The sequence below is a fragment of the Pseudomonas sp. MHK4 genome, from assembly GCF_054600775.1.
Genome location: NZ_BAAIAK010000015.1, coordinates 44666 through 71368 on the forward strand (window position 1 = coordinate 44666; position 26703 = coordinate 71368).

22 protein-coding genes and 1 pseudogene are annotated in these 26703 nt (G+C 60.7%); 9 read left to right on the forward strand and 14 right to left on the reverse strand.

What is annotated here, in order from left to right:
- Positions 1 to 3: 3 nt before the first annotated feature.
- The 3 genes from ACYP2Q_RS27270 to ACYP2Q_RS27280 form a co-directional block, all read right to left on the reverse strand.
- Positions 4 to 1284, reverse strand: a complete 1281-nt coding sequence (locus ACYP2Q_RS27270; protein WP_459733312.1) for an aspartate aminotransferase family protein — start codon at positions 1282 to 1284, stop codon at positions 4 to 6.
- Positions 1277 to 2590 carry an amino acid permease gene (locus tag ACYP2Q_RS27275; protein ID WP_459733313.1) on the reverse strand — a complete coding sequence of 438 codons (1314 nt, stop codon included), beginning with the start codon at positions 2588 to 2590 and terminating at the stop codon, positions 1277 to 1279. The genes ACYP2Q_RS27270 and ACYP2Q_RS27275 overlap by 8 nt, the downstream gene beginning before the upstream one ends.
- Before the next feature lie 459 nt (positions 2591 to 3049).
- Positions 3050 to 3973 carry a hypothetical protein gene (locus tag ACYP2Q_RS27280; protein ID WP_459733314.1) on the reverse strand — a complete coding sequence of 308 codons (924 nt, stop codon included), beginning with the start codon at positions 3971 to 3973 and terminating at the stop codon, positions 3050 to 3052.
- Positions 3974 to 4432: 459 nt separating this feature from the next.
- Here ACYP2Q_RS27280 and srmL point away from each other — a divergent pair, with 459 nt between their 5' ends.
- Positions 4433 to 5581 carry a PheS-related mystery ligase SrmL gene (gene srmL / locus ACYP2Q_RS27285; protein ID WP_459733315.1) on the forward strand — a complete coding sequence of 383 codons (1149 nt, stop codon included), beginning with the start codon at positions 4433 to 4435 and terminating at the stop codon, positions 5579 to 5581.
- Positions 5582 to 5771: 190 nt separating this feature from the next.
- Here the strand turns inward: srmL and ACYP2Q_RS27290 are convergent, their stop codons facing one another.
- The 4 genes and pseudogenes from ACYP2Q_RS27290 to ACYP2Q_RS27305 all read right to left on the reverse strand — a co-directional run bounded on the left by ACYP2Q_RS27290 (position 5772) and on the right by ACYP2Q_RS27305 (position 10166).
- On the reverse strand, positions 5772 to 6611 hold the full coding sequence (locus ACYP2Q_RS27290) for a methyl-accepting chemotaxis protein (protein ID WP_459733395.1): 840 nt from the start codon (positions 6609 to 6611) through the stop codon (positions 5772 to 5774).
- A gap of 18 nt (positions 6612 to 6629) precedes the next feature.
- Positions 6630 to 7898: pseudogene (locus ACYP2Q_RS27295) on the reverse strand (HAMP domain-containing protein); the annotation flags it as partial.
- Positions 7899 to 7951: 53 nt separating this feature from the next.
- Positions 7952 to 9274, reverse strand: coding sequence for an alginate export family protein (locus tag ACYP2Q_RS27300; protein ID WP_459733316.1), 1323 nt, complete (start codon positions 9272 to 9274; stop codon positions 7952 to 7954).
- Positions 9275 to 9449: 175 nt separating this feature from the next.
- A complete protein-coding gene (locus ACYP2Q_RS27305; RefSeq protein ID WP_459733317.1) occupies positions 9450 to 10166 on the reverse strand; it encodes a glycosyltransferase family 25 protein in 717 nt (238 codons plus the stop codon).
- Between the two features lie 258 nt (positions 10167 to 10424).
- Here ACYP2Q_RS27305 and ACYP2Q_RS27310 point away from each other — a divergent pair, with 258 nt between their 5' ends.
- Positions 10425 to 10817, forward strand: coding sequence for a c-type cytochrome (locus ACYP2Q_RS27310; RefSeq protein WP_459733318.1), 393 nt, complete (start codon positions 10425 to 10427; stop codon positions 10815 to 10817).
- A gap of 9 nt (positions 10818 to 10826) precedes the next feature.
- Entirely contained in the window at positions 10827 to 12317 is a 1491-nt protein-coding gene (locus tag ACYP2Q_RS27315; RefSeq protein ID WP_459733319.1) for an aldehyde dehydrogenase family protein, read from the forward strand.
- A 32-nt stretch (positions 12318 to 12349) separates the two neighbouring features.
- Here the strand turns inward: ACYP2Q_RS27315 and ACYP2Q_RS27320 are convergent, their stop codons facing one another.
- The 5 genes from ACYP2Q_RS27320 to ACYP2Q_RS27340 all read right to left on the reverse strand — a co-directional run bounded on the left by ACYP2Q_RS27320 (position 12350) and on the right by ACYP2Q_RS27340 (position 18212).
- On the reverse strand, positions 12350 to 14734 hold the full coding sequence (locus ACYP2Q_RS27320) for a DUF3772 domain-containing protein (RefSeq protein ID WP_459733320.1): 2385 nt from the start codon (positions 14732 to 14734) through the stop codon (positions 12350 to 12352).
- A gap of 116 nt (positions 14735 to 14850) precedes the next feature.
- On the reverse strand, positions 14851 to 16263 hold the full coding sequence (locus tag ACYP2Q_RS27325) for a heavy metal sensor histidine kinase (protein WP_459733321.1): 1413 nt from the start codon (positions 16261 to 16263) through the stop codon (positions 14851 to 14853).
- The gene (locus ACYP2Q_RS27330) at positions 16260 to 16931 is read right to left on the reverse strand and encodes a heavy metal response regulator transcription factor (RefSeq protein WP_459733322.1); all 672 of its coding nucleotides are present in this window, start codon (positions 16929 to 16931) and stop codon (positions 16260 to 16262) included. The genes ACYP2Q_RS27325 and ACYP2Q_RS27330 overlap by 4 nt, the downstream gene beginning before the upstream one ends.
- 113 nt (positions 16932 to 17044) lie before the next feature.
- Positions 17045 to 17302: a DUF2790 domain-containing protein gene (locus ACYP2Q_RS27335; RefSeq protein WP_459733323.1), complete on the reverse strand. Its 258-nt coding sequence runs from the start codon at positions 17300 to 17302 to the stop codon at positions 17045 to 17047.
- 136 nt (positions 17303 to 17438) lie between these two features.
- Positions 17439 to 18212, reverse strand: coding sequence for an alpha/beta hydrolase (locus ACYP2Q_RS27340; RefSeq protein WP_459733324.1), 774 nt, complete (start codon positions 18210 to 18212; stop codon positions 17439 to 17441).
- Positions 18213 to 18420: 208 nt separating this feature from the next.
- Here ACYP2Q_RS27340 and ACYP2Q_RS27345 point away from each other — a divergent pair, with 208 nt between their 5' ends.
- The 4 genes from ACYP2Q_RS27345 to ACYP2Q_RS27360 all read left to right on the forward strand — a co-directional run bounded on the left by ACYP2Q_RS27345 (position 18421) and on the right by ACYP2Q_RS27360 (position 22520).
- Positions 18421 to 19386, forward strand: coding sequence for a Bug family tripartite tricarboxylate transporter substrate binding protein (locus tag ACYP2Q_RS27345; protein ID WP_459733325.1), 966 nt, complete (start codon positions 18421 to 18423; stop codon positions 19384 to 19386).
- A gap of 1 nt (position 19387) precedes the next feature.
- On the forward strand, positions 19388 to 19873 hold the full coding sequence (locus ACYP2Q_RS27350) for a tripartite tricarboxylate transporter TctB family protein (RefSeq protein ID WP_459733326.1): 486 nt from the start codon (positions 19388 to 19390) through the stop codon (positions 19871 to 19873).
- Between the two features lie 18 nt (positions 19874 to 19891).
- Complete coding sequence (locus tag ACYP2Q_RS27355) at positions 19892 to 21400, forward strand: tripartite tricarboxylate transporter permease (RefSeq protein ID WP_459733327.1); 1509 nt, start codon at positions 19892 to 19894, stop codon at positions 21398 to 21400.
- 106 nt (positions 21401 to 21506) lie between these two features.
- Positions 21507 to 22520: a hypothetical protein gene (locus tag ACYP2Q_RS27360; RefSeq protein ID WP_459733328.1), complete on the forward strand. Its 1014-nt coding sequence runs from the start codon at positions 21507 to 21509 to the stop codon at positions 22518 to 22520.
- A 20-nt stretch (positions 22521 to 22540) separates the two neighbouring features.
- On the opposite strand, the gene ACYP2Q_RS27365 is transcribed toward ACYP2Q_RS27360, so the two are convergent.
- Positions 22541 to 23425: a LysR substrate-binding domain-containing protein gene (locus ACYP2Q_RS27365; RefSeq protein ID WP_459733329.1), complete on the reverse strand. Its 885-nt coding sequence runs from the start codon at positions 23423 to 23425 to the stop codon at positions 22541 to 22543.
- Positions 23426 to 23581: 156 nt separating this feature from the next.
- Between ACYP2Q_RS27365 and ACYP2Q_RS27370 the strand changes: the two genes are divergently transcribed.
- Together ACYP2Q_RS27370 and ACYP2Q_RS27375 are read left to right on the forward strand one after the other, a co-directional pair.
- Positions 23582 to 24883: an NAD(P)/FAD-dependent oxidoreductase gene (locus ACYP2Q_RS27370; RefSeq protein ID WP_459733330.1), complete on the forward strand. Its 1302-nt coding sequence runs from the start codon at positions 23582 to 23584 to the stop codon at positions 24881 to 24883.
- A gap of 51 nt (positions 24884 to 24934) precedes the next feature.
- Entirely contained in the window at positions 24935 to 26023 is a 1089-nt protein-coding gene (locus ACYP2Q_RS27375; RefSeq protein ID WP_459733331.1) for a polyamine ABC transporter substrate-binding protein, read from the forward strand.
- Between the two features lie 135 nt (positions 26024 to 26158).
- Here the strand turns inward: ACYP2Q_RS27375 and ACYP2Q_RS27380 are convergent, their stop codons facing one another.
- Positions 26159 to 26677: a carboxymuconolactone decarboxylase family protein gene (locus tag ACYP2Q_RS27380; RefSeq protein WP_459733332.1), complete on the reverse strand. Its 519-nt coding sequence runs from the start codon at positions 26675 to 26677 to the stop codon at positions 26159 to 26161.
- Positions 26678 to 26703 lie beyond the last annotated feature (26 nt).

The following is a 26703-nucleotide window of genomic DNA, read 5'->3' on the forward strand; positions in this document are numbered from 1 at the left end:
GCCTCAAATTGCGCTCAGGGCGTGGTCCAGGGTATCGACGAACAGGTCGGCGTGATCGCGGCTGAACACCAGCGGCGGGCGCAGCTTGAGAATGTTGTCGCCGGCGCCGATCTTGCTGATCAGCACGCCGTTCTCGCGCATGTCGTTGACCACCTTGCGCGCTTGCAGCCCGGCGGGTTCCTTGCTGGCCCGGTCGCGCACCAGCTCCATGGCGAAGAACAGGCCCTTGCCGCGCACATCGCCGATGATCGAGTGCTTGCCCGCCAGCCCTTGCAGGCGTTGCTGCACGTAGGCGCCGACGCTTTGCGCATTGCGCAGCAGTTGCTGGTCCTCGATCACATCCAGCACCGCCATGCCGACGGCCGCCGCCACGGGCGAGCCGCCGAAGGTGTTGAAGTACATGGCGTGGCGGCCGAAGGATTCGACCAGCGCCTTGTGCGTGATCAGCCCCGCCAGCGGGTAGCCGTTACCCATGGGTTTGCCCAGGGTGACGATGTCCGGCACGACCCCGTGGGCCTGATGGCCCCAGAGGTGCTCGCCGGTTCGACCGAAACCCGATTGCACTTCATCGGCGATGAACAGGCCACCGGCGGCGCGGATCAACTCGGCGGCCTTGGCCACGAAGCTGGCCGGCACCCTTGGCAAGCCTTCGTTGGCGAACAAGGTGTCGATCAGCAGCGCGGCCGGGCGAATGCCCTGGGCCTGCAGCGAGGCGATGGCTGCGGCGATGTTGGCCGCGTATTGCTCGGCCAGCTGCGTTTGCGTGGTGCCGGCCGGTGCGTGGTACAGGCATGGAATCGGTACGGCGCGGGCATGGGCGGCGAAGGGTTCCGGTGAGGGCAGGGCGGTGGTGACTTCGGCCAGCGACGCCGAGTTGCCGTGGTAGTTGTAGTCACTGACGATGATGCCGGTGCCGCCGCTGGCATAGCGCGCCAGGCGCAGCGCCAGTTCGTTGGCCTCGGTGCCGGTGCAGGTGAACATCGCGGTGTCCAGCGGTTGGGCGAAGGTCGCGGTCAATCGCTCGGCATAACGCACCACCTGCTCATCGAGGTAGCGGGTGTGAATGTTCAGCGTAGTGGCCTGGCGGTGCATGGCGTCGGTCACGTGGGGGTTGCAGTGCCCGACGCAAGGCACGTTGTTGTAGACATCGAGGTAGCGCCGCCCCTCGACGTCGAACAGCCACACGCCTTCGCCGCGCACCAGATGCAGGGGCTTGTCGTAGAACAGCGGGGAGGCGCTGCCGAGCACGCGGTGGCGGCGTTGCAAAAGGGTCGCTTCAGGCATGGTCTGGAACCTCGATGACAGGGCTGCGACGGGTACGCAGCAGGAAGTTGAAAATGCACAGGGCGAAGGTCACCCCGAGGGCGATCAGCATCAGCAGGTCGAGCTGGAAGCAGGCAGCGATCACCACCAGCGTCAGCGCCAGGCCCAGCCAGGCGACGACCTTGCCGCCAGCCAGGATGAACGGGCGTGGCAGGTCTGGCTGGCTGCGCTTGATGCGCAGGTAGGCGCCGAAAATGAACAGGTAGCAGACGTTGAGCAGCAGGACCACGGCGAGCATCACGGTAGCCGGATCGACTTGCGACAATGGCAGGCCGATGGCGCCGATCAACAACAGCGCCGGCCAGGGCGTGCCGCGCTTGCCGGTCTTGCCCAGCCACTGCGGGAACAGGCCGTCGCGGGCCATCGCGAACAACTGCCGGGAGGCCGCGTAAACCAGGGAGAAGAAGGTGGCGATCAGACCGAACACGCCGCCGCAGCCAATCACCTTGGCCAGCCACGAGTCCGCGCCGAACGCACTGTTGCTGGACATCGCCGCATACAGCGGGTCGCCCGCCGAGCCCACCAACTGGACACCGCCAGCGCCCGGTGCGCACACCAGCACGACCAGCGCGGTGACCAACAGGGTGCCGATGGCGGCGAGAATGCCGCGGGGCATCGTACGGCCGGGATCGTTCGCTTCCTCAGCCGCCGAACCGGTCTGCTCGACGGTGATGAACAGCCAGATCGCGAACGGCACGCAGGCGAAGACGCCGCCGAGGCTGAGCGGGGTTGATACATTGGCCGGCAACGCCAGCAGGTTGGCCAGTTCGATATGCGGTGCCATGGCGACGCCGAAGGTCAGCAGGGCAACGACGGCGATCACCCCGGCAATGAACGTCAGGCCCATGGCCTCACCCACGCCGCGCAGGTGAATACCGATGATCACCGCGAACAGGGCGATCTTCACCGGCCAGCCGCCAAGACCGAAAATCGACTCGGTGTAGGCGCAAATGAAGGTCGCCGCCGCGCCGGTGCCGATGGTCAAGGCCAACGCACAAGCCACCCCGACCAGGTAACCCACGAACGGCCCGAACGCACTTTGCGCATACACGAACACACCGCCGGCACTGGGCAACGCGGTGGACAGTTCCGCCACGCACAACGCCAGTCCGCCGCAGAGCAGCGCCATCAACAAAGTGGCGACCAGCATGTTCAGCCAGCCACCGGCCGCCAGGCCAAAGTTCCAGCCGGAAAACTGCCCGGCCACCACCAATGCAATGCCAAGGCCGGCGATCTTAGGCCAGCCCAACGCACTTTTCTTGAGCACAGAAATCTCCCGCGACCCGAAGGTCGATTTATTGTTTTAGTGAGGAATGGAGGGGTTCAGCGTTGCCTTACGCGCTTCGATACTACGCGTGGGGTGCGACGCGGCATGTTTGTGCGCATGCCAGGTGGTTGGTTGTGGGTGCCAGATTGGGTGAGGCTTTTCAGTCCGCAGGAGATCCTTGTAGGAGCTGGCTTGCCGGCGAAGGCGGAGTGTCAGGCACTATGAGTGTTGGATTTGATGGCCTCTTCGCGGGCAAGCCCGCTCCTACACTAGATCTCCAGCGGACACAGAGGAAATGTCCGAGGGTGATCTAGTGTGAAGGCGAGTTTGTTCGCGTAGATGTTGTAATTAGCAATACGCTGAAGGTTCGCTTGTGTTGAATGTTAGAGAGATTACTGTAGATCAGGTAGTGTGGGTGATGTCGCGATGACTCGATTGATATCATGGAGGTTGTGTTTGCTAGTATGCTGGGCTGACGTGCACGTCTGGACTAAGAAAATCGATGTGATATCCAGAGGAACCGTCGCCGATAGCTAAATGAACACCGCTGATCCCTTCATTTAATTGAGAATTTATTTTGTAATCAATACTAGTCGCGATAGCATCGTTAACCCCTATAGCAAATTCAGTCAGTTTAACCCCCCGAGGACCTGCCGCAAGATCCAATAATTTCACATGTTCTTCTTCGCTGATTTTTAGCGAAATTATGGTGTTATCTTCGACAGATAATACTGCCCCTTCTTCACATATTCGTTTGCTTAGCCATATGAGTGAGGTCTTCACTCCTTCTGGCAGTGTAGGGATTGGTTTTCTAAGTACAGTTAGTATTCCAGAGATTTTCAAGGTTCCACTGAAAGAGAACGGGCAGGGGGCTTGTGGATTCATGTGAGCGTAATGAACTTCAAAAAATTCCGCCACAGAATGAACAAAGTCATGTTCTATGTCTTCTGCAATTAGTGCATAAGGTTGAGCGTGAGGGAAAATTGTAACCTGCGCGTCAGCATCATTTCCGGTTAATAAAAATGAGTCGTGTGAATTAAGCATGGTTAGGACGCTTCTCTGTTTGCTTAGCGCCTGTTCAAAATAACTCTTCAATATGAGTTGTAAGCTATAGACCGAGCTTTCTAAAGAAGGGTCAAATACTTGCATGGCACAAAATATACTTTTCTTGATTTGTGTGTTCTTCGCTATCTCGAACGTCAATTTCGCTGCGGCGTTCGTGAAAGAAAAAATAATGCTGTTTTCTGGGAGACTTTCAATTTCTGAGATGTTGGCGATTGTGAAGCCCAGCTTCGAACATTCGTGCAAAAAGCTTTTCGAGTCGGAAATTATTGATGGTGTATCCTCACCAAAAAGAGTCTTTATCATTGTTGATTGTGACATGAGTACCTCCTTGTGTTGTCAATGGGCGGCAAGAGTGCTCTTGACGCCCATTTGCATCATTTAATCTTCAGTGTGAGCCCAGGCCAAGGGTCCCAGCCGAAGTTTTCCGGACCGGAAGTAATGCGATTGAGCTTTTCGATGGTGGAGATTTTTTTGTTCATTTGGTCATCCTTTTTATGTTTTTGATTTGTCCGCCCCGGTTTTCATGGGGCGGAGTTATTAATACAGATTTTTTTGGTGTGTTAAATGGTTTGTATACAGGTTTTTAGATTGAATTATTCTCTTGTAGATGTTGTAAATCTCTCTGGGTTATTTGTGTAGGGAGTGTCTGTAGTCCTATTCCGAAAATTCCGATTTTCATCGATTCTGGGTTGTGCCTGTCGGTCTGAAGTCGTTAACGTGTCTTGTGGGTTCTCTTTTTTTGAGGGCCAGTATTAAATATTCATAAGGGGTTATTTAGTGCAGGAATCAAAGAAATACCTTACGGACAAATCTGTACATCAGGCCCTGTTACAGGTCGATCTAACAGAAGCCGCTACACCTGATCACGCCGTTCGGTTATTACTCAAGGAGATCCTTCAGGGCCTGACTGAAAAAGGCTGGCCCCAAGCGATAATATTGACCGGGCCGCGGATTGTGTCCGCTGAGGAAAATTACGGTTTGCTCGGTTATGACTCAACGGAAATCACCCTCGGAAGTGCCCACACCCGTTGGGTCGACGAGTGTTCTTTGTTGCGCACCCAAACCACCAGTCAAATTCCGGCGGCGCTACAGCGTGCCGCTCAGTCCCGGCAACCGGGGGAGACGATATTGCTGGCCGCACCCGGTATCACTTTCCGCCGCGATAGCCGGGACCGTTGGCACTGTGCGGAACCGCATCAGATGGATATTTGGGTGCTCGGTGATCCGGAGCTGGCGTCTCATGAACATTTGTTGCGTCTGGTCGGCGATATCCTCAAATCGGCCGTACCTGATAAGTCTTGGATCTACAGCGATAGCCCGCATCACTACACGGAGGGTGGAAACGAGGTGAATGTGTTGAATGATGGTGCTCCGGTCGAGGTGCTGGAGTGCGGTCGTATTGCGAAGTCTTTATTGGAGCGACTGAAAATAGATCCCTTGCAACATGGTGGGCTCGCGCTGGGAATGGGGTTGGATCGACTGACTATGTTGCGAAAAGGCATCCCGGACATTCGATTGCTGCGCGACCAGAACGAACGAGTACGGGCGCAGATGCATGATCTGAAACCGTGGAGCCCCGTATCGCGTTTGCCTTCGATTGCTCGTGATATTTCGCTCGCTGTAACACCGGGATTGAGCGAAGAGGTGTTGACCGAAAGAATGTTGCAGGCTGCGGGCGACTGTTCTGACTGGATCGAAGAGATGCAGGTCAAGGGGCGCTGGCAGTCCTCGGATTTGCCCGACCAGGCCATAGAGCGGCTCGGATTATTGCCGGGTCAGGAGAATGTACTGCTGCGCGTTGTATTACGTGACTGCTCGCGGTCAATCACAACTGCGGAGGCGAATGCCTTGTATTCCAGAATTCAGTCGGCGTTGCATGAAGGTGCACCAGGGGCGGGTTACAGAATGGATCTTCCGGCGGTTTAAAACATTCTAGATCACTGTAACTTGCCCTGGAGGGCCGAGCGTCAGACGCTGGCGATGGTGGGTTTGATGGTCTCATCGCGGGCAAGTCCGCTCCCACCGTGATTGCGGGTGTGAATAAAGTTTGTGTTCACAACCGCACCCTGTGGGAGCGAGCTTGCTCGCGAAGACGGTAGATCAGACAACCGCTATCTCAGATCCGAAAACTCCCCACCAACTGATTCAACCTTGCCGCCTGCTGCTCCAACTCCGTACAAGCCCGCAACGTCGCCTGCAGGTTCTCCACCCCTTGCTGGTTCAGTGTGTTGATCCGGGTGATGTCGACGTTCAAGGCTTCGACCACGGCGGTCTGCTCTTCGGTGGCGGCGGCGACGGACTGGTTGACGTTGTCGATCTCGCCGATGCGTTGGGTCACGCTGCTCAAGCGGGTGCCGGCGAGGTTGGCGATGGTGACGCTTTCTGCGCTGTGCTGCTGGCTTTCGGTCATGGTGGCGACCGAGTCGCGGGCGCCCACTTGCAGCTCCTCGATCATCTGCTGGATCTCCTGCGCCGAGGTCTGGGTGCGCCCGGCCAGGCTGCGTACCTCGTCGGCGACTACGGCAAAACCACGGCCCGCTTCACCGGCCCGCGCCGCTTCGATGGCGGCATTGAGCGCCAGCAGGTTGGTTTGCTGGGAGATGCCCTTGATCACTTCGAGGATCTGGCCGATGTTCACGGTCTTGTCGTTGAGCACTTCGATGTTGCTGCACGACGCGCTGATCTTGCCGGACAGTTCGTTCATCACCTCGATCGTGCGCTGCACCACCTGGCGACCGTCCTCGGCCTGTTGCCGGGCGGAGGAGGCCTGCTGCGAGGCATCGGAGGCGTTGTGCGCGATTTCCTGGGCAGCGGCGCCCAACTGGTTGATCGCGGCGGCGACGCTGTTGGTACGGCTGGACTGGTCGTCGAAATTGCTCAGCGACGAATTGGAGGCGTCCAGCACACGACGGGCACCTTCGTTGACGCCATGGGCCGCTGAAGACACTTCGCGCATCGAGTGATGGATGCGGTCGACAAAGCGGTTGAACGCCGTGGCCAGCTGGCCGATTTCATCCCGTGACTGCACCTGCAGGCGCCGGGTCAGGTCGCCTTCGCCGAGGGAGATGTCCTCCATGACCCGGGTCAGCACTTGCAGCGGCCGGGTGATGCGCCGTGCCGTGTACCCGATCAGCAGCAGGCCAAGCAGGGCCGAGCCGCCACCGAGCAGCAGTTCCAGCGCAGTGCTTTGCACGCCTTGGGCATCGAGTTGCTGTTGCAGGGTGGCGACCGGTGCCAGCAATACGTCTTGCGGCACGCCCACCAGCACTCCCCAGGGCGCGGCGCCGGCAATCGGTGGCAGCGGTTCGAGGACCGTGATCTGCTGCGGATCGACAAACACCTTGGGCCGACCCTGGCCCAAGGCGTCCATCACCTGGGCGTTGTCCATCGGTTGGCCGAGGCGGCCGGCGTCCTGGCTGTTGGCGGAGATCACGCCACGGGGGCTGACGATGCTGATCTGGCCATGGCCGTCGAACAGCTGCAGCGCACTGGCTTCGCTGTTCTGTTGCAACGCGGCGAGGTTGATGTCGAGGCCGACGACGGCGATGACTTTGCCGTTTTCCAGCAGCGGGAAAGCGACGCTGGTCACCAGTTTGCGACTGCCCGAGGCCTCGTCGAAGTAGGGCTCCAGCACGCAGGCCTGGCGGGTGTCGCGGGCGCAGGTATAGAAGGCGTTGTACGGTGTGCCGCTGGGCCCCGGCTCGGTGTTGGCCAGCAGGCCTTCATCGCCGATCACCGCTTGCAGTTCGCCGGGTTTGCTCTGCACCCAGTACAGGGAGAAGCGTCCGGTTTCGTTGCTGCCCAGGTCCGGCTTGTCGGCAAAGCCGGCGTCGGCACCGTCCAGCGCGTCGGGTTCAAAAATGACGTAAAGCCCGAGCAGGTCGGGCTTGTCGATCAGGGCCTGGTGAAGCTGGGTGCTCAGCGCCTGGCGCAGTTGTTGGCGGGTCAGATTGCCCTGCTGTTGCAGTTGCCTCAGGTACAGCAGGTACCGCGATAAACCCTGGCCGTATTCGTGGGTCTGCATGAAGGTGCGCTGCACTTGCATGGCCTGCACTTTGCCCAGGGCCTGCATGTGTTGCTTGGCCGCAGCGGCGAGCATGTCGCTGCTGGCCCGGGCCACTTGCTGGCTGCTTTGGTGCGTCTGGTAGAGCGACAGGCCCATCAGCAAGCCCACCACCAACACCAGGCAGAGGCCGGCGAGCAGGGTGATCTTGCTCTGGATCGTGAGAAATTTTCTGTGCATGGGAAAAGCCTTTTTCCACGGGGGCAGCGGATGCGCCACTGCCCCGGCATGACTTAGAAAGTAGTGGCGAAAATTACCTGGCTGTAGAGGTTCTGGTCGTTGTTGCCCAACTGCGTACCGCCCTGGTCAGCGCTCTTGTCCGGCTGGAACACACCGATCAGCGGCATCACCGTGAGGTGGTCGTTGAGGTGCCATTCGGCGTACAGGTCGACCTCATGGCCATCGGTGTTGCCCAGGTCGCGGTCGATGGTGTCGAAGTTGAAGTACATCGCGCCAACGGTCAGGTTCTCCAGGGGCGTGACGGTGAACTTGAGTTGCTGGATGCGCGAGTTGGTGTTGAACGGGCCGGCATAGTTGCCCGCCACTTCACCCTGGAACCAGGTGCCGAAGCCGCGGCTGAAACCGTAGAACAGCGTGTCGTAGCCTTCCGAGAAACGGCTGTAGCGGTAACCGGCATACGGCGTCCAGGCGGCGTCGGAAAAGGTCCAGCCGGCTTCCAGGTACCAGGCGTCCTCGGTGGCCGTGTGCGGTTTGTCCTGCTTGGCGTATTCGCCGGAGAGGAACAGGTCCTTGACCCCGGCGTTGCCGGTGGCGCGCAGGCTGTAGGTCTTCATGCCATCGCGCTCGAGTTGCGCGGGTGAGGCGTACTGCTCGTCGACGTCCGTGGTGTCGATGTAGGTCAGGCCGACGGTACCGGCCTCGGACACGTGTTCCAGGGTGCCGACGTACATTTCGGTCATGGCCTGGGCGCGGTTGTTGGATTTCAACCACATCAGGTCACTGCGCCAGCCTTCCTTGCCGCCGATGCGCAGCACCGCGGTTTCGTCGAAGGCCTTGCGCGCGGCCAGCCAGTAGGCGCCACCGCGATTGAACTCGCCGTCCGCCAGGCCTTTGCCCAGGTTCAATGCATCGCCGTTGATCAGGAAGCCGTCGCCGACCATGATGTTCTGGCGGCCGAAAGACAGGTCGATGCCGTCAGCGCCCAGCACGGGAAACAGGTCGCTGGAGCGCCAGCCGAGGTAGGCGTCTTCGAACTTGGTGGTGCGTTCGGAACCGTCGGTGAAGCCGGCGGCATCACCGTCGCCCCAGGTGCCGGAGCTGAGCATGTTCGCCGCGCCGTAAGCCGTGCCGACACCTGCCAGGCCCTGGTCGAAGCTCAGGCCGTACTTGATGTAGCCCTCGCGCCACGACGACGAGCCTTCATTGAGACGACCCGACAGGGCATAGTTTTCCTGGCTGTGGAAAACGCCGAAGACCGCTTCCAGGGTGGCGTTCAAATGACTGTCGTCAGAGGCGTAGAGTTCGTAGGCGCTCGCCTGGCCAGCACTGATCATCAGCGCCAGGGTCGAGAGGCGAAGCAAGGGGGACTTGAGCATGGTGTGGCATCCGTTCTTGTTCTTGAGCGCAGGTTTGCGTCCCGCCAGATACTAATGCCGGGATTTTTTGCGCCTTGTTGCCTCGGTGCCAAAGAGTTGGTTGTGCTTGCCAGATTGCAGGGCAGGGTGACAGTGCACAGGTCAGTGCACTGATCGGGAAGGGAGGTTTTTCGATTTAGCGAATTCGTCTCAGGTTTCTCGCCTTCAACTTCCTGAGCATGCCCATGACGTCCCGCAGGACAGGCGTCCTGTCGAAGAGCGACAGCGCGTGCAGGTCGGTGCGCGAGGGTCTTTGATAACCAAGATTCCAGGTGAAGTAGTAGGCCTGGACGTCTTTGTTCGAATGAATCAGCGTGTTGAGGGCGGCGTCATAGTGCATCGGGCCGCCGTCCGGATGCCCCGGCGGGCGCTCGAGGATCTGCAGCAAGAAGTCCCTCAACCGGGTAATGCACTTGCCGTTTACCGCATAGAAATGCGACAGGTGTATGGGTTGGTCGACCGCTTTCCAGGAGGGCGAGCTGGAGTCGCCTTCAAACGGGTGGCCGAAGTAGGCGATGTCCCACTCCATGCCCTGCAGGGACTCGATGGCCTGTTTCCCGTACTCGCAAATGCGCCTGGAAAACTGAATGTCATCCTCCAGGATCAGGATGTTTTTCACATCCAGGCGGATCGCCTCTTCCAGAATGCCCAGGTGACTCATGAAGCAGCCCCGGGCGCCGATGCTCGGGAAGCCATCGTCCTCACTGGGCGTTACCGCCTGGAAAAAGCTGACTTTTTCATGATCGAAGGGAAAACCGTTACGCGCGAATTCTTCCACCGTTTCTACGCGGCGATCCTTTCTCGACGAAATATTGATGATTCTTGCTCGATCAAAATAGTCGGTCACATTCATCCAGCAGTTCCTCGGCGCAGGTGATCAGGGGCGGCTGGGTTGCAGTATAGGCAGAACTTTGAATGTCGCTTTGCTATCGCAGGTGTTGCCCATGCAGCAGTTTGGCAGAACCGCCAACACAACTGGCACGCAGGGCAAACCCTGCGAATCGCGCAGCACCGACAATCCCTCTCAACCTGCCGAAGCCCCGTTGCCTCGGCACTTTCTGTGTTGACGTTCGCTTGCTTGCGAACGCGTGGATTTTCAAGGTCGTTTCCTATGTTCGCCACCCTGCGTTTGCCCCTCGTTGGTTTGTTGACCCTCACCCTGGCCCAGGCCGCCCTGGCGGCCGATTGCGCACCGGTCAAGAGTCGTGGCGCCGAACTGTTCGCCAATGAATGCGGGGTCTGCCATGCGGTGACCAAAGGCACGACCGGCATGATGGGGCCGAACCTTTCGGGTGTGGTCGGGCGCAAGTCCGGCTCGCTGGAAGGCTTCAACTACTCGCAAGCCATGCGCAACAAGAACATCGACTGGCAAGCCGAGAACATCGCGCAACTCATCACCCAACCCCAGGCCTATGTGCCTGGCACCTACATGCCCTACATGGGCATGGCTTCGGCAGATGATCGCCAGGCGGTCGTGTGCTTCCTCAAAGAACAACAGAATTGAAGGTGATTCATGAGCAACGTTGAAATCCTGCCGCAGGTTGCTGCATTCCTCGATCGCCAGCACGGCTGCTTTATCGATGGCCAGTGGGTGTTTGCCGAAGGCCCGAGCATTGCCGTGGTCAACCCGGCCACCGGGCAAACCCTGTGCGAAACCCTCGACGCGCCCCTGGAAATCGTCGAGCGCGCCGTGCAGTCGTCGCACCAGGCCTTCAAGTCCGGCGTGTGGTCGGGCCTGCGTCCAGCGGACCGTGAGCGCATCCTGCTGAATTTCACCCGCCTGGTGCAAGAGCATGCCGAAGAGCTGGCGCAGCTCGAAACCCTGAGCCAGGGCAAGTCGATCAACATGGCCCGCGCGCTGGACCTGAACGCCACGGTGGAGTTCATGCGCTACATGTCCGGCTGGGCGACGAAGATCGAAGGGCAGACTTTCGATGTGTCAATCCCGCTGCCGCCAGGCGCCAAATTCACCGCGTTCACCAAGCGTGAGCCGGTGGGTGTCGTGGTGGGCATCGTGCCGTGGAACTTCCCGCTGCTGATCGCCGCCTGGAAACTGATGCCGGCGCTGGCCACCGGTTGCACGGTCATCATCAAGCCGGCGATGGAAACCCCCTTGACCGCCATGCGCCTGGCCGAACTGGCCCTCGAAGCGGGCATTCCGGCGGGCGTGTTCAATGTGGTGACCGGCGGCGGAGCATCGGTCGGTGGCGTGCTGACCGCGCACCCGCTGGTAAGCAAAGTGTCGTTCACCGGCTCCACGGCCGTGGGCAAGAGCGTCGGCGTGGCGTGCATGGAAAACATGACGCGCTTCTCCCTGGAGCTGGGCGGCAAGAACCCGATGATCGTGCTCGCCGATGCGGACATCGAAAAAGCCGTACAGGGCGCAATCCTCGGCGGCCTGCTGAACAATGGCCAGGTGTGCGCGGCGGCCTCGCGCTTCTACGTGCATCGCTCGATCCACGACCAGTTTGTCGAAGCCCTGGCGACGGCGGTCTCGGCCATGCCGATTGGCGCGGGCATGAACGGCGAAGCGGCGATCAACCCGCTGGTGTCGCGCAAGCAACAGCAAAGCGTGCTCAAGCACATCGAACTGGCCCGCCAGGAAGGTGCACGGGTGGTGGCGGGCGGCGAGTTGCTGGAAGGCGAGGGTTTCTTCGTCCAGCCGACCATCCTCGCCGACATCGACCACAGCATGGCCGTGGCGCGCGAAGAGGTGTTCGGTCCGGTGCTGGGCGTGATGCCGTTCGACGATGAAGACGCCGTCATCGCGCTGGCCAACGACAACCGCTACGGGCTGGCCGCCAGCCTGTGGACCAACGACCTGGGCAAGGCCATGAACCTGGTGCCGCGCATCGAAGCCGGTACGGTTTGGGTCAACGCCCACGTGCTGCTCGACCCGGCGATGCCGTTCGGCGGCGTCAAGCAATCGGGCATGGGGCGTGAGTTCGGGCGTGCGGTGATCGAGGCCTACACCGAGCTCAAATCGGTGTGCATCGCCCACTGATGCAAAAAAAACCACCGGCGCCGTGATGCTGATCACGTCGCCGGCGGTTTCGCCAGTTCTATCCCGGCGGCGCCCAGCCGCTTGAGAATCTCGAACAGCAGTTCACTCTTGATCGAAACCACCATGCGTGGGCTGCTCACATAACCGGTGACGGTCAGGGTAATGCCTTCGGGCTTGAGCTGGCTGAAGCGCACCACCGGCGCCGGCTTCTCCAGGATGGTCTCGTGCTCGCTGAAGGTGGCTAACAGCAGGTTGCGCACTTGCTCGGGGTCGATGTCCAGCGGGAACATCAGTTCAAGGCTCGCCACCCCCTGGGCGCTGCCCCCGAGGGTGACGTTACGCAGGTTCTGCGAGATCAATTGCGAGTTCGGCACGATCACGATCGAGCGGTCGGCCAGCTGTATTTCGGTGGCCCGCACGTTGATCCGGCGGATGTCGCCTTCCACCCCGCTGATGCTGATCAGGTCGCCGACTTTCACCGGACGTTCGGTCAACAGGATGATGCCGGAGACGAAATTCTTGACGATCTCCTGCAGGCCGAAGCCGATACCCACCGACAGGGCGCTGACGATCCAGGCCAGGTTGGTCCACTTGACCCCCAGCGACGACAGCATCAGCAGCAGCACCAGGGCATAGCCGATGTTGGAAAACAGTGTGCTGAGCGAGGCACACATGCCGGGGTCCATTTCAGTTTTCGGCAGGAACTCGTTGTCCAGCCAGCGCCGCAGCGAACGAATCAGGTAGACGCCGATGATCACGGCGAGCAAGGCATGTAACAGGTTGGCCGGGACGATGTTCAGTTTGCGCAGACCGTCGCCGCCGAGGATGGCGAGGATGTTGGTGGCCAGTTGTTCGAGTGTCGATCCGATGCCACCCACCACCAGGGTAATCAGTGCGATCAGCAATAACGAGGCGCGGCCGGCACCGGAGAAGATGATCGAAATCTGTTCCAGCCGCGTATCGCCGATGCCCAACAACTGCTTCAAGGACTTGCCGGTGGAGGTGCGGGGGGAAAACAGGTGTTCGCAGCCATCTTTCACCAACTGGATCAGCAGATAAAAGCCCGCGAAGGTGATGTAGAACCAGACCAGTTCGTAAGTGATGAAGCGCGACAGCGATACGTAGCCGGCGAGCAAGGCCAGGAGTGAAATCACGATCGCAATGCTGGCGAACGAATAAATCAACCCGGCGAAGGTCCGGCCAGCCTCGGGGGCGACACCCGCCATGACCATGTCCCGGCGGGTTTTGCTGACGCGCAACAGCAGCATCGCGATCATGACCGAGACGATCAGGGCGACCACGCCTCGGACAGAAATCACCAACTCAGCGCTCATGCTGGTGGCGTTGGTCATCTGGGCCAGCGATACCAGCACCAGGAGTGCCCAGGCCAGCCGTGCCGGGAACGGCTCCATCGCCAGGGCGAGCGGATCGGCAAAGTTTGGCAGGCGCCATGAGGGGTGCTGCGTGGACAGCAGTGCGCGACTCAGGCCGAGGATCAGCACGCAGGTATAGACGATTTTTTCGAAGTCCTGGGAAAACCCCGTCAGCTGTGGCGTCAGCGGCAATTCGCGGGTAAAGGCAAAAAACAGCAACCGCAAGGCTATCCAGGCCGTCAACACCGTGGCGATGACCGAAGCCAGGGCCAGGGCGCTACGCCGCAGGCGACCTTCCGGCATGCGATGGATGCACAACCAGGTCAGCCCGCGTTCGGCCAGGCGCCGTCCCACGACCCAAAGCACTACGGCAATCGCGATCAACAGGCTGCTCAGCAGGCGCTCGCCCGGTTGCCAGGTGGCGTCCAGGGTGTCCTTGATCTGCTGCAGGAAGGCGCGGAATTTTTCCCGGTCATGCTCTGGCGGATTGAGCAGGGGGGCCCAGAACCAGGGGTTGAGTACGCTGCGGGTCTGCTGGGTCATTTCGGTTTCCAGCAGGCTGCGGCGGATGGCGGCAATCTGGGTCAGCAGTTCGGCGGCGCTGTTCTTGAGCGATGCCAGGGTTTTCAGTTTGGCGTCGACCCGGGATTTCTGTTCGGTCAGGGTCATTCTCTGGAGGGCGATATCGGACTTCTCGGGCGCGGCATCCGCCACTGGCGGCGGGCCCAGCACGCCCAATTGCGCCTGCAGCTGGTCCTGCTCGGGCAGCAGCAATGCCGAGAGGCGATCGACCTCCTTGACGAGCGCCTGCACCAGATCTTGCGGGCTTTCCAGCTGGCTGTAGTTGCTGGCCTGCGACACCTGCTGCTTATAACTGCCGAGTTGGCCCTGCAGCGCCTCCAGGTCGCTGTCGGAAACGCTGGCGGACGGGGGTGACTGGGCGATGGTGGGGACATCGGGCATGGGCGCTGCCGATAGCCATCCGGCGCTCGTTCCCGACAGCGCGAAAGCGATGAGGATCACTAGCTTCAATGCATAACGCATGGGCGTGCTCGACTGGTTGATAGTCACTCAGCCTATGAGGTTAGGTCATGACCAACGCTATCGAGGTTTTTTTGGTCGCGTGTGCAAGGGCAGGCTGCGATCTCTTGATTTTTTGTTCATTCGCCCGCTCGCCGGGCCGGAAAAAACAGCTCGAAACACGTCACGCCATCCACACTTGTGACGCTGTACCCGCCATTGTGCAACTGCATGATCGTCGCCACGATCGACAGCCCCAGCCCGTTGGATTGCGCCGAGCGCTCGCGGGATTCGTCGACGCGGTAAAAGCGTTCGAACAGCCGGGGCAGGTGTTCGGTGGGGATCGTCTGGCCCTGGTTGCGCACCTGCAGGCGGATGCCATCGGCCGTTGGGGTGGCGCAGATCGCCAGTTCGGAGTTCGGTGCGCCATATTTGATGGCATTGGCGCACAGGTTGGCCAGGGCGCGGCGCAACAGCATCGGCTCGGCCCAGATCACACCGCTGCCCTGGGCGTTGATGGCAATCCCGACATCCGCCGCGAGCCCCTCGAAATAGTCGGCCATGCGCTCCATTTCATCAAAGGCGCCCAGTTCCTGGCGTTGGCGCAGGGCACTGGCCGGGTCGGTGCGGGCCAGGAACAGCATGTTGTCGAGCATGCGTGCCAGGCGCTCGAGCTCCTCGACATTGGAGGCGAGCAACTGTTGATAGGCTTCGATGCTGCGGTTTTGCTGCAAGGCGACCTGGGTTTCACCGAGCAGGTTGTTGATCGGTGTGCGCAACTCATGGGCCATGTCGGTCGACACCTGGCCCAATTGCACGAAACCTCTGCCGAGGCGGTCGAGCATGGCGTTGAAGGCCTCGATCATCGGTAGCAACTCCAGCGGCGCGCCCTGGCTGTCAAGGCGTTCGCCGAGGTTGCCGACGCCGATGCCCTGGGCATGCCGGGCCACGCGCCGCACCGGCAGCAAGCCGCGCTGCACCAGCACGTAGCCGGAAAGTGCCAGCAGAATCGCCGCCACGCTGGCGAACAGGTAGACGTTGAACCGGTAGCTGGCGAGCACCGCCGTACGTTCAGTCATCAGGCGCCCGGTCAGCACTTGCAGCGTGCCCTGGTCACCGGATTCGATGGTCGCGGCCAGTGCTGAAAAAGGTACGCCGTCAACGTTGGGCAAGTGCTGCACGTCGCCGAGGCTCAGCGGGTGGTTGATGGCCATGGGGGGCAACGCGGGCATGTCCAGATTGCCCGGGTTGACCACCAGCAACGGCGGTTGCCCCGGTGCGCCGATACTCAAAAGGGCTTCGCGGTTGCCGAGCATGTTCTGGAACAGCGCGGGCTTGGTGCGGATCAGTTCCAGGGTGTTGCTGTCGTTGAGGAAGGTGCGCAGTTGATCGATACGGGTGATCAGGGCCGCGTCATCACGACGGACCAATTCGCGCTCAAGATCACGGTACAACGCCACGCCCAGGGACGTCAGCGAGACAAACGCCAGGAACGCGAACACCAGCGCCAGGCGCAGCGTCAGGGAGTGGCGCAAATGCGACAGGCTGTTCATGGCTGCGTATCGAAGCGGTAGCCGATGCCGCGCACACTGTGGATCAACTTCAGCTGGAAGGGATCGTCGATCTTCAGCCGCAACCGCCGCACGGCGACGTCCACCACGTTGGTGTCGCTGTCGAAATTCATGTCCCAGACCCGTGAGGCGATTGTCGAGCGCGACAGCACTTCACCCTGGTGCGTGGCGAACAGGTGCAGCAGGGCGAATTCCTTGTTGGTCAGCGTAATGCGTGTGCCGGCGCGGGTAACGCGGCGCTTGAGCACGTCGATCGCGAAGTCTTCGATGTGCAACTGTTCTTCTTCGCGGGTGGGGCCGCGACGGGTCAGGGTGCGCAGGCGGGCCACCAGTTCGGCAAAGGAAAACGGCTTGATCAGGTAATCGTCGGCGCCCAGTTCCAGGCCCTTGATGCGGTCGGCGATGTCATCGCGGGCGGTGAGGAACAGCACCGGGGTATCGGCTTCCTTGCGCAGGCGGCGCAGGACTTCCCAGCCGTCCATCTTCGGCATCATCACGTCCAGCACTATCACATCGAAATCGTGTTCCAGGGCCAGGTGCAAGCCATCGACGCCGTCGCGGGCCAGGCTCACCGTGTAACCGAGTTCCTGCAAGCCGTTGAGCAGGTAATTGCCGGCCTTGGGTTCATCTTCGACGATGAGAATGTTCATGGGGTTCTGCCAGGTGTGGGGTCAGCAGGAATCAGCGCCGCGCAGGCGGGCTACAGCGGCATGCCGGTGCCACCAGTGTAGCCCGATCATCCACCGGCACTCAGGGATGACGATCAGTGATCATTGGTGCAACCGCTGCCCTGGACCAGGTAATCGAGCTCATGCTGGCGACCCCGATGGTCGAGGTAGTTCAGTTGGGCGGGGATGATGCCGCATTGTTGCGAAATGTCCGTTTCACCCAGCACTTTGGCGATGTCGAGGTGGACGAAGGCCGCGTCCTTGTCGTGGATCACCGGCGCGGTGCTTTGGGTATCGGCAAAGGCCGAGCCAGTTGCGAGGAGGGCGGCGAAACCGAGGATGTACATTTTCATGACGGTGCTCTCTTTTCAGGTTCTCAGGGTTGGGGTGGCTGTTGGCGGGTTGGCCTGGCAGTGAGTTCAGGTTAACCAGGCGATCCGAACAGCCAACCAACAGCTCGATGACAAAGTTGTAATAAATGGCCGCGGGTTATGGCTGGCGACCGGCGGCCGCCAGGATCAGGTCGGCGATTTCCTTCGAGTGGGACACCAGCGACAAGTGGCTCGACGGCAATTCGAGGGTGGTGGCACCCATGCGCTTGGCCAGGAAGCGCTCAAGGTCCGGGCTGATTGTCTGGTCCTGGCTGGATACGGCGTACCACGACGGTTTGGTGTGCCAGGCCGCAGCGGTGGTGCGGTCGGTGAACAGGGTCTTGGCAATCGGTTGTTGCACGGCGAACAGCTGCATGGCTTTGTCGTGGGGCACGTCGCTGGCGAAGTAGTTGAGAAAGGCGTCTTGCTTGAGGCTGACGAAACCGTCGTGTTCTTCGGTACCGGCACGTACCGGCATGGTCGGGTATTTGGCCGAGAGAGCGACGAAATCTTCCCCGGCATCCGGCGCACGCGCGGCGACGTACACCAGCGAACTGACTTTCGGATTGACCCCGGCCTCGCTGACCACCGTGCCGGCGTAGGAATGGCCGACCAGCACGGTCGGGCCGTCTTGTTGATCGAGCACGCGCTGGGTCGCGGCGACATCATCGGCCACCGACGTCAGCGGGTTTTGCACGGCGGTAACGTGCAGGCCGGCGGCCTGCAAGCGGTTGATCACATCCGCCCAACTGGAGCCATCGGCCCAGGAACCGTGCACCAGCACGACGTTGTTGGCCTTGACCGGTGCGGCCGGGGTGGCAGCCATGGCGCAGCCGCTGCCCAGCATGAACAGGCTGGCGGCGATCAGGCAGAGTTTGCTCAATGGATTCATGTTATCGACCCTTGTCATCATCAGTGGCAGGCGTGTCACCCGGTGCGGGTGACTGACGACTTCACTGTATGAAGCGAGGGTGGTGGCTACGCTGACAACTCGATGACAAGTCTGTAATGCAGCGCAGGAGGCAGGCCTTCGACGGAACCATGTTCTACGCTTACCCGCAGATGGCACCCATAAAAACAATGTTAAAGGGAGAGACACCATGTCCGCTTTGCTTCATCGCGTCAGCCATTGCCTGGCTGCAGGCCTTGTCGCTGCCACACTCAGCACCTGCGCGCTGGCGCTGGATACCGTCAAGTTCATGGCCCCCGGTTCCGTGGGCGGCGGTTATGACCAGACGGCCCGGGTGCTGGGCAAGGCCCTGATCGAGGCCAACGTCGCCAAGGCCGTCACCTTTGAGAACAAGGGGGGCGCGGGCGGTACGCTAGGGCTGGCGCAATTTGCCAACAGCACCAAGGGCGACCCGAATGCGCTGCTGGTGGTCGGTGCGATCATGGTGGCAGGCATCGAGCAGAACAAACCGCAGATCAGCTTGAAGGACGTGACACCGATCGCCCGGTTGTTCACCGAGTACAACGTGCTCGCGGTGCGCAAGGATTCGCCGTACAAGACCCTTGATGACCTGATCAAGGATTTCAAGGCCAAGCCGACCAGCGTGACCTTCGGCGGTGGTTCCAAAGGCTCGATCGATCACATCGGCATCGCCGAACTGGCCGGCAAGCTGGATGTGCCGGTCAACAAGGTGAATTACATCGCCACCGGCGGTGGCGGTGAAATTGTCGCCCAGGCCTTGGGCGGCCAGATCAAGGTGATCACCGGCGGGTATGCCGAACTGGGTCAATACATCAAGAACGGCCAGTTCCGCGTGCTCGCCATCGGCGCGCCCGAGCGCGTGCCGGGAATCGACGCGCCGACCCTCAAGGAAAGTGGTTACGACGTGGTTATCGGCAACTGGCGCGGTGTCTATGGCGCAGCCGGCCTCACCCCCGAGCAGCGCAAGGAAGTGACCGACGCCGTGCTGGCCGCCAGCAAAAGCAAAGTCTGGCAAGACAACATCAAGACCAACGCCTGGACGGAGAGCGTGCTGACCGGAGACGATTTCGGCAAATTCGTCGACGAAGAACACGTGCGACTGCACGCGATGCTGGTCAAGGTCGGGTTGCTTTGAAATGGCCGGATCCCGCGCAGTGGTGCCGACCCAATTGGCCATCGGTATCGGCCTGATTGTCCTCAGCGTGGTGTTGGCGGTGGGCGCCTGGCGCTTTCCGCCGGAGATGGGCTTCGTCATTCTGCCGGCCTATGTCTACCCATGGGTGGTCGCGGGGTTCCTGGGGGTGGTGGGCGTGTTGTTGAGTTATCAGGCGGTCAGCGGCGGTTTTCGCGAACTGGATAACGAACAGGCCCACACCGTGGCGGGCGGCAAGGCCGGCGCAGCCTGGGTCACCGCAGGGTTGATCGGTGTGGCCGTGCTCATCAATATCATCGGTTTCGTGCTGGCCGCCGGGTTGCTGTTCGCCTGTTCGGCCCGTGGTTTTGGCAGTCGTCATCCACTGCGCGACCTGGCGATCGGCATGGCCTTGACCCTGCCGATCTACTGGTTGTTCAACGCCGGGCTGGGGGTTTCCCTGCCGCCGCTGGTCAACGCCTGGATCTGATCCAAGGAGATCGACAGCATGGACATTCTCGCCAGCCTGGCGATGGGTTTTTCTGCAGCGCTGACGCCGATCAACCTGCTGTGGGGCTTCATTGGCTGCCTGCTGGGCACCGCCATTGGCGTGTTGCCGGGCATCGGGCCGGCGCTGACGGTGGCCTTGCTGCTGCCGATCACCGCCAAGGTCGACCCCACCGGAGCGCTGATCATGTTCGCCGGGATCTACTACGGCGCGCAGTTCGGCGGCTCCACCACCTCGATCCTGCTCAATACCCCCGGTGAGTCGTCGTCCATGGTCACGGCCCTGGAAGGCAACCTCATGGCGCGCAATGGCCGGGCCGGGCCGGCGCTGGCCACGGCGGCGATCGGCTCCTTTGTCGCCGGCACCATTGCGACCATCCTGCTGACCCTGTTCGCACCGGTCGTGGCCCGGCTGGCGCTGAATTTCGGGCCAGCGGAGTATTTCGCGATCCTGGTGCTGTCCTTCACCACGGTGTCGGCGGTGCTCGGCGCCTCGATGCTGCGTGGTTTTGCTTCATTGGGGATCGGCTTGACCATCGGCCTGATCGGCCTCGACTCGACGTCGGGCATTGCCCGCTACACCCTGGGCGTGCCCGAACTGGTGGATGGTATCGAGGTGGTGCTGGTGGCGGTCGGTCTGTTCGCGGTCGGCGAAGCCTTGTACAGCCTGCTTTATCAAACTGAACAATCGGAGGGCCGGCATCGCCTGACGTCGTTATGGATGACCCGTGCCGACTGGAAACGCTCGGTGCCGGCCTGGCTGCGGGGCACGCTGATCGGCTTCCCGTTTGGCTCGATCCCGGCGGGCGGCGCGGAGATCCCGACCTTCCTGTCCTATTCCACCGAACGCAAACTGAGCAAGTACCCCAAGGAGTTTTCGGCCAACAAGGGCGAGGGCGCCATCGAAGGGGTGGCCGGCCCGGAAGCGGCCAACAACGCCAGTGCCACCGGCTCGCTGGTGCCGTTGCTGACCCTGGGCATACCCACGTCCGCCACGGCGGCGATCCTGTTGGCGGCGTTCCAGAACTACAACCTGCAACCGGGGCCGATGCTCTTCGAAACCTCCGCCGACCTGGTCTGGACCCTGGTGGCCTCGCTGTACATCGGCAACGTCATCCTGCTGGTGTTGAACCTGCCGTTGGTGGGCCTGTGGGTCAAGCTGCTGCAGATCCCCCGGCCTTACCTGAACGCCGGGATCCTGGTGTTCGCCACCATCGGCGTCTACGGCATGCGCCATTCTTCCTTCGACCTGATGCTGATGCTGGGGATCGGCTGGGCCGGAGTGTTGATGCGGCGTTTCGATTTCCCGGTGGCGCCGGTGATCGTCGGCATGCTGCTGGGGCCGATGGCCGAGAAACAGCTGCGCAATGCCCTGTCGATCAGTGAGGGGGACTGGACGATATTTTTGACCCAGCCCATCTCGGCGGCTTTCATGGCCCTGACCCTGTTGGTGCTGGTGGTGCCACCGCTGTTGCATGCCAGGGGCATCAAGTTACACGAAGACGATTGAGTGCTCCGGCTGCCGGACGCGAAAACCGTCTTGAAAAACGCCGGAAGCAATCTATGGTAAATGCAATATTGGCCAGCGTGTCCGATAGGTCCCTCGAGGTGAAAGCATGCCTTACTCGACTGAGGTTTCAATGCCATCGATTTCGTTTGTTTGTTGTATCGAAAGTGGGCGGCTTGAAAGTCAAACCATCCTTATGATCAAAACGCTCAGGAAATTTGGCGGGCGGTTGGCAAAATGTACCGTGTTTGCAGTAAAGGCACGCGTGGGCGCCCCCCTTTCGCAAGCGACGTTGCATGCATTGCGCGAGTTGGATGTAACCTACGTCGATGACGGAGCCTATAACGTGGCGCCCTGGTTTAACTATTCAAATAAACCGGCGGCGGTGTATTGGGCGCAGCGTAATGCCACCACTGATTTAATTGCCTGGCTTGATAGTGATATTTTGATTGCCGCGGAGCCATCGGGGCTGCTGTTGGAGCCAGGCATCGATTTCGCTGCCCGTGCAGAATATCTTCCGCCCGCTATTCATGAGGGGGCGGCAAGAAACACGCCTTATTGGCAGTCTTTGTGCAAGTTGATAGGCGCCAATTTCGAGGAGCTTCCATGGATATCACTGGAAAGTCCTGTGGTAAAAATGCGGGCTTTCTTCAACTCGGGTGCCTTTGTCTGGCGTAGAAGTAGTTGCTTTGCTGAAAGCTATGTTTCAGCATTCGAAAAGTTACTGAAAAGTAAACTGGCAAGCTGTTCCGGGTCTGCATGGTATGCCGATCAAGTGGTTATTTCTCCCGTGCTGGTAAAAAATAACATCAGTTGGCGCCACTTGAGCCTGGTGGAGCATCACATGGTTTTTCCTGGGCATATCGTCGGCCCTTCGGCGACACCGTCCATGAAAAGTTCAAGCATTATTCATTATTCCGGGTCGCTTTCGGGTGAGTCCGAACCCGACATGCTGCAGCGTCTCATTAATGAAGTACCCCATGTTCATAAAGAGTTGATGGCGCACAGGGTAAGTAGTGAAGTTCCCAAAGTGAATGTTTTATGGCTGCCAATACGTGTTTTGAGAAAAATCAGGCTTTGGTATTTCTTGAAATCCCTTGATGTTGCCGAAGTGGGTGTGTAGCCAAAGTCTATCCCGTCCGGCTACAGGTTGTGTGGTGTTACAACCTGTCCGGAAAACCACTGCACAACCTGCGCGCACGCCGGATGTGCAGCCGCCGAAGGTTGCAGGCATAGCGAGTAAATTCCCCGGGTCTTCAACGGCTCGCCAAACGGCATAACCAGCACGCCACGTTCGATCGACTCGCCCGCCAGGGTCATGTCGGTCATGGCCACACCCAGTCCGCGCGCGGCGGCATCCAGCGCCAGTTCGTCGAGGTTGAAGGGAATGTGGCGAAACTCATCCAGTGATCTGCCACCGTTGGCGGCCAGCCAATACCTCCAGTCGTTCTTGTCGCTCGAACGGTGCAGTAGCGCAAAGTCGGCAAGATCCTCCTGTGATGCCAGCCCAAGGCCGGGTGCACACACCGGCACCAGTGCTTCCTCGAACAGCGTCAGGCAATCCGCAGCGGCGGACGGTTCTGGCAGGTAGAGGATGTAGGCGTCGCTGTCGCTGGCCGGTTCCACCACCTCGGTGGCGACGGTCTCGATCGCCAGCGATACCTGCGGATGATGGCGGTAGAAGTCATTCAGCCTGGGCAGCAACCAGCGCACAGCCAATGACACGTGCATGCGGATGCGGAACGGGCGCTTTTGCGGGGCGATCCGGTCTTCCAGCGCCTTGAGGTGTTCAAGGATGTGCCGCGCACTGGCGAGCACCTGTTCGCCTTCCGCTGTCAGCTGCAGGCTGCGGCTGGTCCTGACGAACATCGCGGTGCCGTAGTGAGTCTCCAATTGCTGGATTTTGCGACTCACGGCGCTTTGGGTCAGGCACAGCGTGTGCGCCGCTTGGGTGAAGCTGCCGGAATCAGCAACCTCGACCAAGGCCTGCAGGCCCTGGAGCGAGGGAACGTGGCGAATGTTATCCATGCGTTTTCAGAATACCTGGATGATTTAATAACGTTGGTTGTCGTTGCAATGTCCCTTTAGATTCTAGCCATAGCGGCCGTCATCTCAAACCTATCATGCAAATGCTGCATGCATTTGTGCGAGAGGCCGGCACAACGACAGTCTATGAGGTGACGCATGGAAAACGTATGTGGCTGGATTGCACAAGCCGGGGACAGCCCGTTGCGCGACCCGCTCAAGGGCACGCAGCAGGCCGATTGGCTGGTGATCGGCGCCGGCATCACCGGGCTCTGTGCCGCTCACTCACTGGCGCAACTGCATCCCCAGGCACGCATTGTGGTGGTCGACCGCCAGCGCGCCGCGCAAGGTGCATCGGCGCGTAACTCGGGATTCGTGGTGGCCCACGAACATCCCGGCCATGCCGAGTTGCAGGGCACCCCGGGTTTCGCCGGCTACCAGGCCGACACCGCGATTGGCCGCGCCGCCAGCGACGAGGTGCGCAAGCGCGTTGCCCGGCACGGTATTGAATGCGACTTTCGCGAATCGGGGTATTTTTTCGCGGTCAGCGATCCGCGCAAGTTGACCCAGGTCGAGGCCAAGTTGCAGACTTTGCGCGCCGTGGGCGCTTCTGCAGAGTTTCTGCAAGGCGAACGGTTGCGCCAGAAGTTGGGAACCCGGCACTACCAGGCGGCGATCTGGTGCGGCAATGGCAATGCGCTGCTGCAACCGGCGAAGTACGTCAAAGGGCTGCTCGATGCATTGCCGCCGCAGGTGGCCCTGTTTGAAAACACCGAGATCAGCGGTCTGCAGCGCCTGGGCGATGGCCGCATTCGCGCCAACGGTACCTACGGCTGCATCGAGGCCAGGCAAGTGCTGGTTTGCCTCAATGCCTTCATTCCCCGATCCGGCATCAGTGACAGCGGCACCTTCGCGATGGAACTCAGCGCCAGCCTGACCCGGCCCCTGAGCGACGAAGAATTCCAGGCCCTTGGTGCCGTCGAACCCTGGGGCGTGTTGTCGACCCGTCCTCTAGGCGCCACGGTACGCCTGACCCCGGACCGCCGGGTGATGATTCGCAACACCGCCGAATACCGCGCCCACGACTTGTCGCCCGGCGAACTGGCGACCCGGCGCCAACACCATGTCCTGGGTCTGCAGCGCCGGTTCCCGATGTTGGGCGCGCAGGACATCCAGTACACCTGGACCGGCCACCTCAGCGCTTCGCGCTCCGGGCAACCGTATTTTGCCAAGGTCGAGGAGGGCGTGTACGCCGTGGCCGGGTGCAACGGCTCGGGGGTGGCGCGCGGCACGCTCTGGGGGAGGCTGCTGGCGGAGCTGGCATCGGGCATCGACTCGCCGCTCTTGCAATCGGTCATCGATCGCGCCCAGCCCGGCTGGCTGCCGCCCAAACCCTTGCTCGATATCGGTGCCATGCTGCGCATGCGCGTAGAGACGGCCCGGGCCAGAACCGAAATCTAGAACAGCGACTTTCACATACAAAAAAACACTTCAACACGAAGGTGATCGAACATGCGCGTCAATACTGTTTCCCTGGTGGCACTGCTCTCTACGTTCAGCGCTGCCGCCTACGCCGATGAGACCGTGAACATTTCCAACTGGAACGGCTACATCGCCGATGACACCCTGGCCACGTTCACCCGGGAAACCGGGATCAAGGCCACCTACGACATCCATGACAGCAACGAAGTGCTGGAGTCGAAGTTGATGACCGGCAACACCGGGTATGACGTGGTCAGCCCGTCGAACCATTTCCTGTCGCGCCTGATCAAGGCCGGGGCCATTCAGAAGCTCGACAGGAGCCAACTGCCTGGCTGGAACAACCTTGACCCGGTGCTGATGAAGAAGCTCGAGGTCAACGACCCCGGCAACCAGTACGGTTACCCCTACATGTGGGGCACCGCAGGCATTGGCTATAACGTCGAGAAGATCAAGGCGATCTTCGGCAACACCGACGTCACTCGGTCCTGGAGCCTGTTTTTCGACGAGGCCAATATCAAGAAGCTCAGCGAATGTGGCGTGGCGATCATCGACAACCCGACGCAAGTACTGCCGATCACCCTCAATTACCTGGGGTTGCCGCCCCACAGCCACGAGCCTGCCGATTACAAGAAAGCCGAGCAGGCGCTGCTGAGAATCCGCCCTTACGTCCAGTATTTCCACGCCTCCAAATACATCAGCGACCTGGCCAACGGCAACGTCTGCGCGGTGATCGGCTTCAACGGCGACATCGTGCAGGCAGCCGCCAGCGCCAGGGAAGCGAAAAACGGCATCGACATTGCCTATTCGATCCCGGATGAAGGTTCGACGCTGTGGTTCGACATGGTGGTCATGCCCAAGAGCGCGCCGCACCAGAAGAACGGCTACACCTACATGAACTACCTGCTGCAACCGCAGGTCATCGCCAACATCAGCAACAGCATCCACTACGCCAATCCCAACAGCGCGGCGGACGCCGATGTGGTGCCGGCGGTGAAGCAGGACCTGGCGATCTACCCGCCCAAGGCGGTGATGGACAAGTTGTTCACGGTGGAAGACCTGCCAGCCTCCATCGCCCGCTTGACCACGCGGCTGTGGACCAAGTTGAAGACCAATACCTGATCGCTGCGATGCGCCGACCCGACAAGCCAGCTCTGTGGGCCAGGATCAATGTGTGGCGTACGCGCCTCTGTAGGAGCCGGCTTGCTGGCGATGCGATGGTGGCCGTGACGCCGCCATCGCTGGCCGCAGGGTGATTCAGCCGTCGATCGCCGGAAAATCGATATCGGTCAGGGCGACGTTGTTCAGGTAGTTGGTCAGCGTTTGCGAGGCCACGTGGGCGATCACTTCGATGATCTTCGCATCATCGATTCCAGCCGCGCGGGCCGCGGCAATGTGCTCGCTGTCCAGGTGGCCACGACTTTCGGTGATCTGGCGGGCGAGCAACGCATAGGCATCGAGCCGGCCTTCGCGGGCGCTGAGGATTTCCTGGCTGGAAAGCCCGGCCTTGCCGGCGAACAGCGTGTGCGCCGCCAGGCAGTAGTCGCAGCCGTTGACCTGGGAGGTGGCAAGGAAAATCGCCTCCTTCTGCGGGGCGCTCAGGGATGTCTTGGCCAGTGCCGCCGAGTTCTGCAGGTAGGAGGCCAGTACAGCGGGGGCGTGGGCCAGGACCCGGAACACGTTGGGCAGGAAGCCGATTTTCTTCTGCACGCCGTCGAGCAATGGGCGAGTGGCTTCGTTGGCAAGTTCCAGGCTGACAGGGGTAATGCGTGGCATGGTGATTCTCCGTAGTGGATGCGCGA

Bases quoted from the DNA above. Each gene is read 5' to 3' on its own strand.
- ACYP2Q_RS27320 (WP_459733320.1), bottom strand. From the start codon at position 14,734: ATGCGTTATGCATTGAAGCTAGTGATCCTCATCGCTTTCGCGCTGTCG.
- ACYP2Q_RS27330 (WP_459733322.1), bottom strand. From the start codon at position 16,931: ATGAACATTCTCATCGTCGAAGATGAACCCAAGGCCGGCAATTACCTG.
- ACYP2Q_RS27325 (WP_459733321.1), bottom strand. From the start codon at position 16,263: ATGAACAGCCTGTCGCATTTGCGCCACTCCCTGACGCTGCGCCTGGCG.
- ACYP2Q_RS27380 (WP_459733332.1), bottom strand. From the start codon at position 26,677: ATGCCACGCATTACCCCTGTCAGCCTGGAACTTGCCAACGAAGCCACT.
- ACYP2Q_RS27300 (WP_459733316.1), bottom strand. From the start codon at position 9,274: ATGCTCAAGTCCCCCTTGCTTCGCCTCTCGACCCTGGCGCTGATGATC.
- ACYP2Q_RS27370 (WP_459733330.1), top strand. From the start codon at position 23,582: ATGGAAAACGTATGTGGCTGGATTGCACAAGCCGGGGACAGCCCGTTG.
- ACYP2Q_RS27365 (WP_459733329.1), bottom strand. From the start codon at position 23,425: ATGGATAACATTCGCCACGTTCCCTCGCTCCAGGGCCTGCAGGCCTTG.
- ACYP2Q_RS27345 (WP_459733325.1), top strand. From the start codon at position 18,421: ATGTCCGCTTTGCTTCATCGCGTCAGCCATTGCCTGGCTGCAGGCCTT.
- ACYP2Q_RS27340 (WP_459733324.1), bottom strand. From the start codon at position 18,212: ATGAATCCATTGAGCAAACTCTGCCTGATCGCCGCCAGCCTGTTCATG.
- ACYP2Q_RS27315 (WP_459733319.1), top strand. From the start codon at position 10,827: ATGAGCAACGTTGAAATCCTGCCGCAGGTTGCTGCATTCCTCGATCGC.
- ACYP2Q_RS27305 (WP_459733317.1), bottom strand. From the start codon at position 10,166: ATGAATGTGACCGACTATTTTGATCGAGCAAGAATCATCAATATTTCG.
- ACYP2Q_RS27335 (WP_459733323.1), bottom strand. From the start codon at position 17,302: ATGAAAATGTACATCCTCGGTTTCGCCGCCCTCCTCGCAACTGGCTCG.
- ACYP2Q_RS27310 (WP_459733318.1), top strand. From the start codon at position 10,425: ATGTTCGCCACCCTGCGTTTGCCCCTCGTTGGTTTGTTGACCCTCACC.
- ACYP2Q_RS27355 (WP_459733327.1), top strand. From the start codon at position 19,892: ATGGACATTCTCGCCAGCCTGGCGATGGGTTTTTCTGCAGCGCTGACG.
- ACYP2Q_RS27350 (WP_459733326.1), top strand. From the start codon at position 19,388: ATGGCCGGATCCCGCGCAGTGGTGCCGACCCAATTGGCCATCGGTATC.
- ACYP2Q_RS27375 (WP_459733331.1), top strand. From the start codon at position 24,935: ATGCGCGTCAATACTGTTTCCCTGGTGGCACTGCTCTCTACGTTCAGC.
- ACYP2Q_RS27290 (WP_459733395.1), bottom strand. From the start codon at position 6,611: ATGCGCGAAGTGTCTTCAGCGGCCCATGGCGTCAACGAAGGTGCCCGT.
- ACYP2Q_RS27270 (WP_459733312.1), bottom strand. From the start codon at position 1,284: ATGCCTGAAGCGACCCTTTTGCAACGCCGCCACCGCGTGCTCGGCAGC.
- ACYP2Q_RS27280 (WP_459733314.1), bottom strand. From the start codon at position 3,973: ATGTCACAATCAACAATGATAAAGACTCTTTTTGGTGAGGATACACCA.
- ACYP2Q_RS27360 (WP_459733328.1), top strand. From the start codon at position 21,507: ATGCCTTACTCGACTGAGGTTTCAATGCCATCGATTTCGTTTGTTTGT.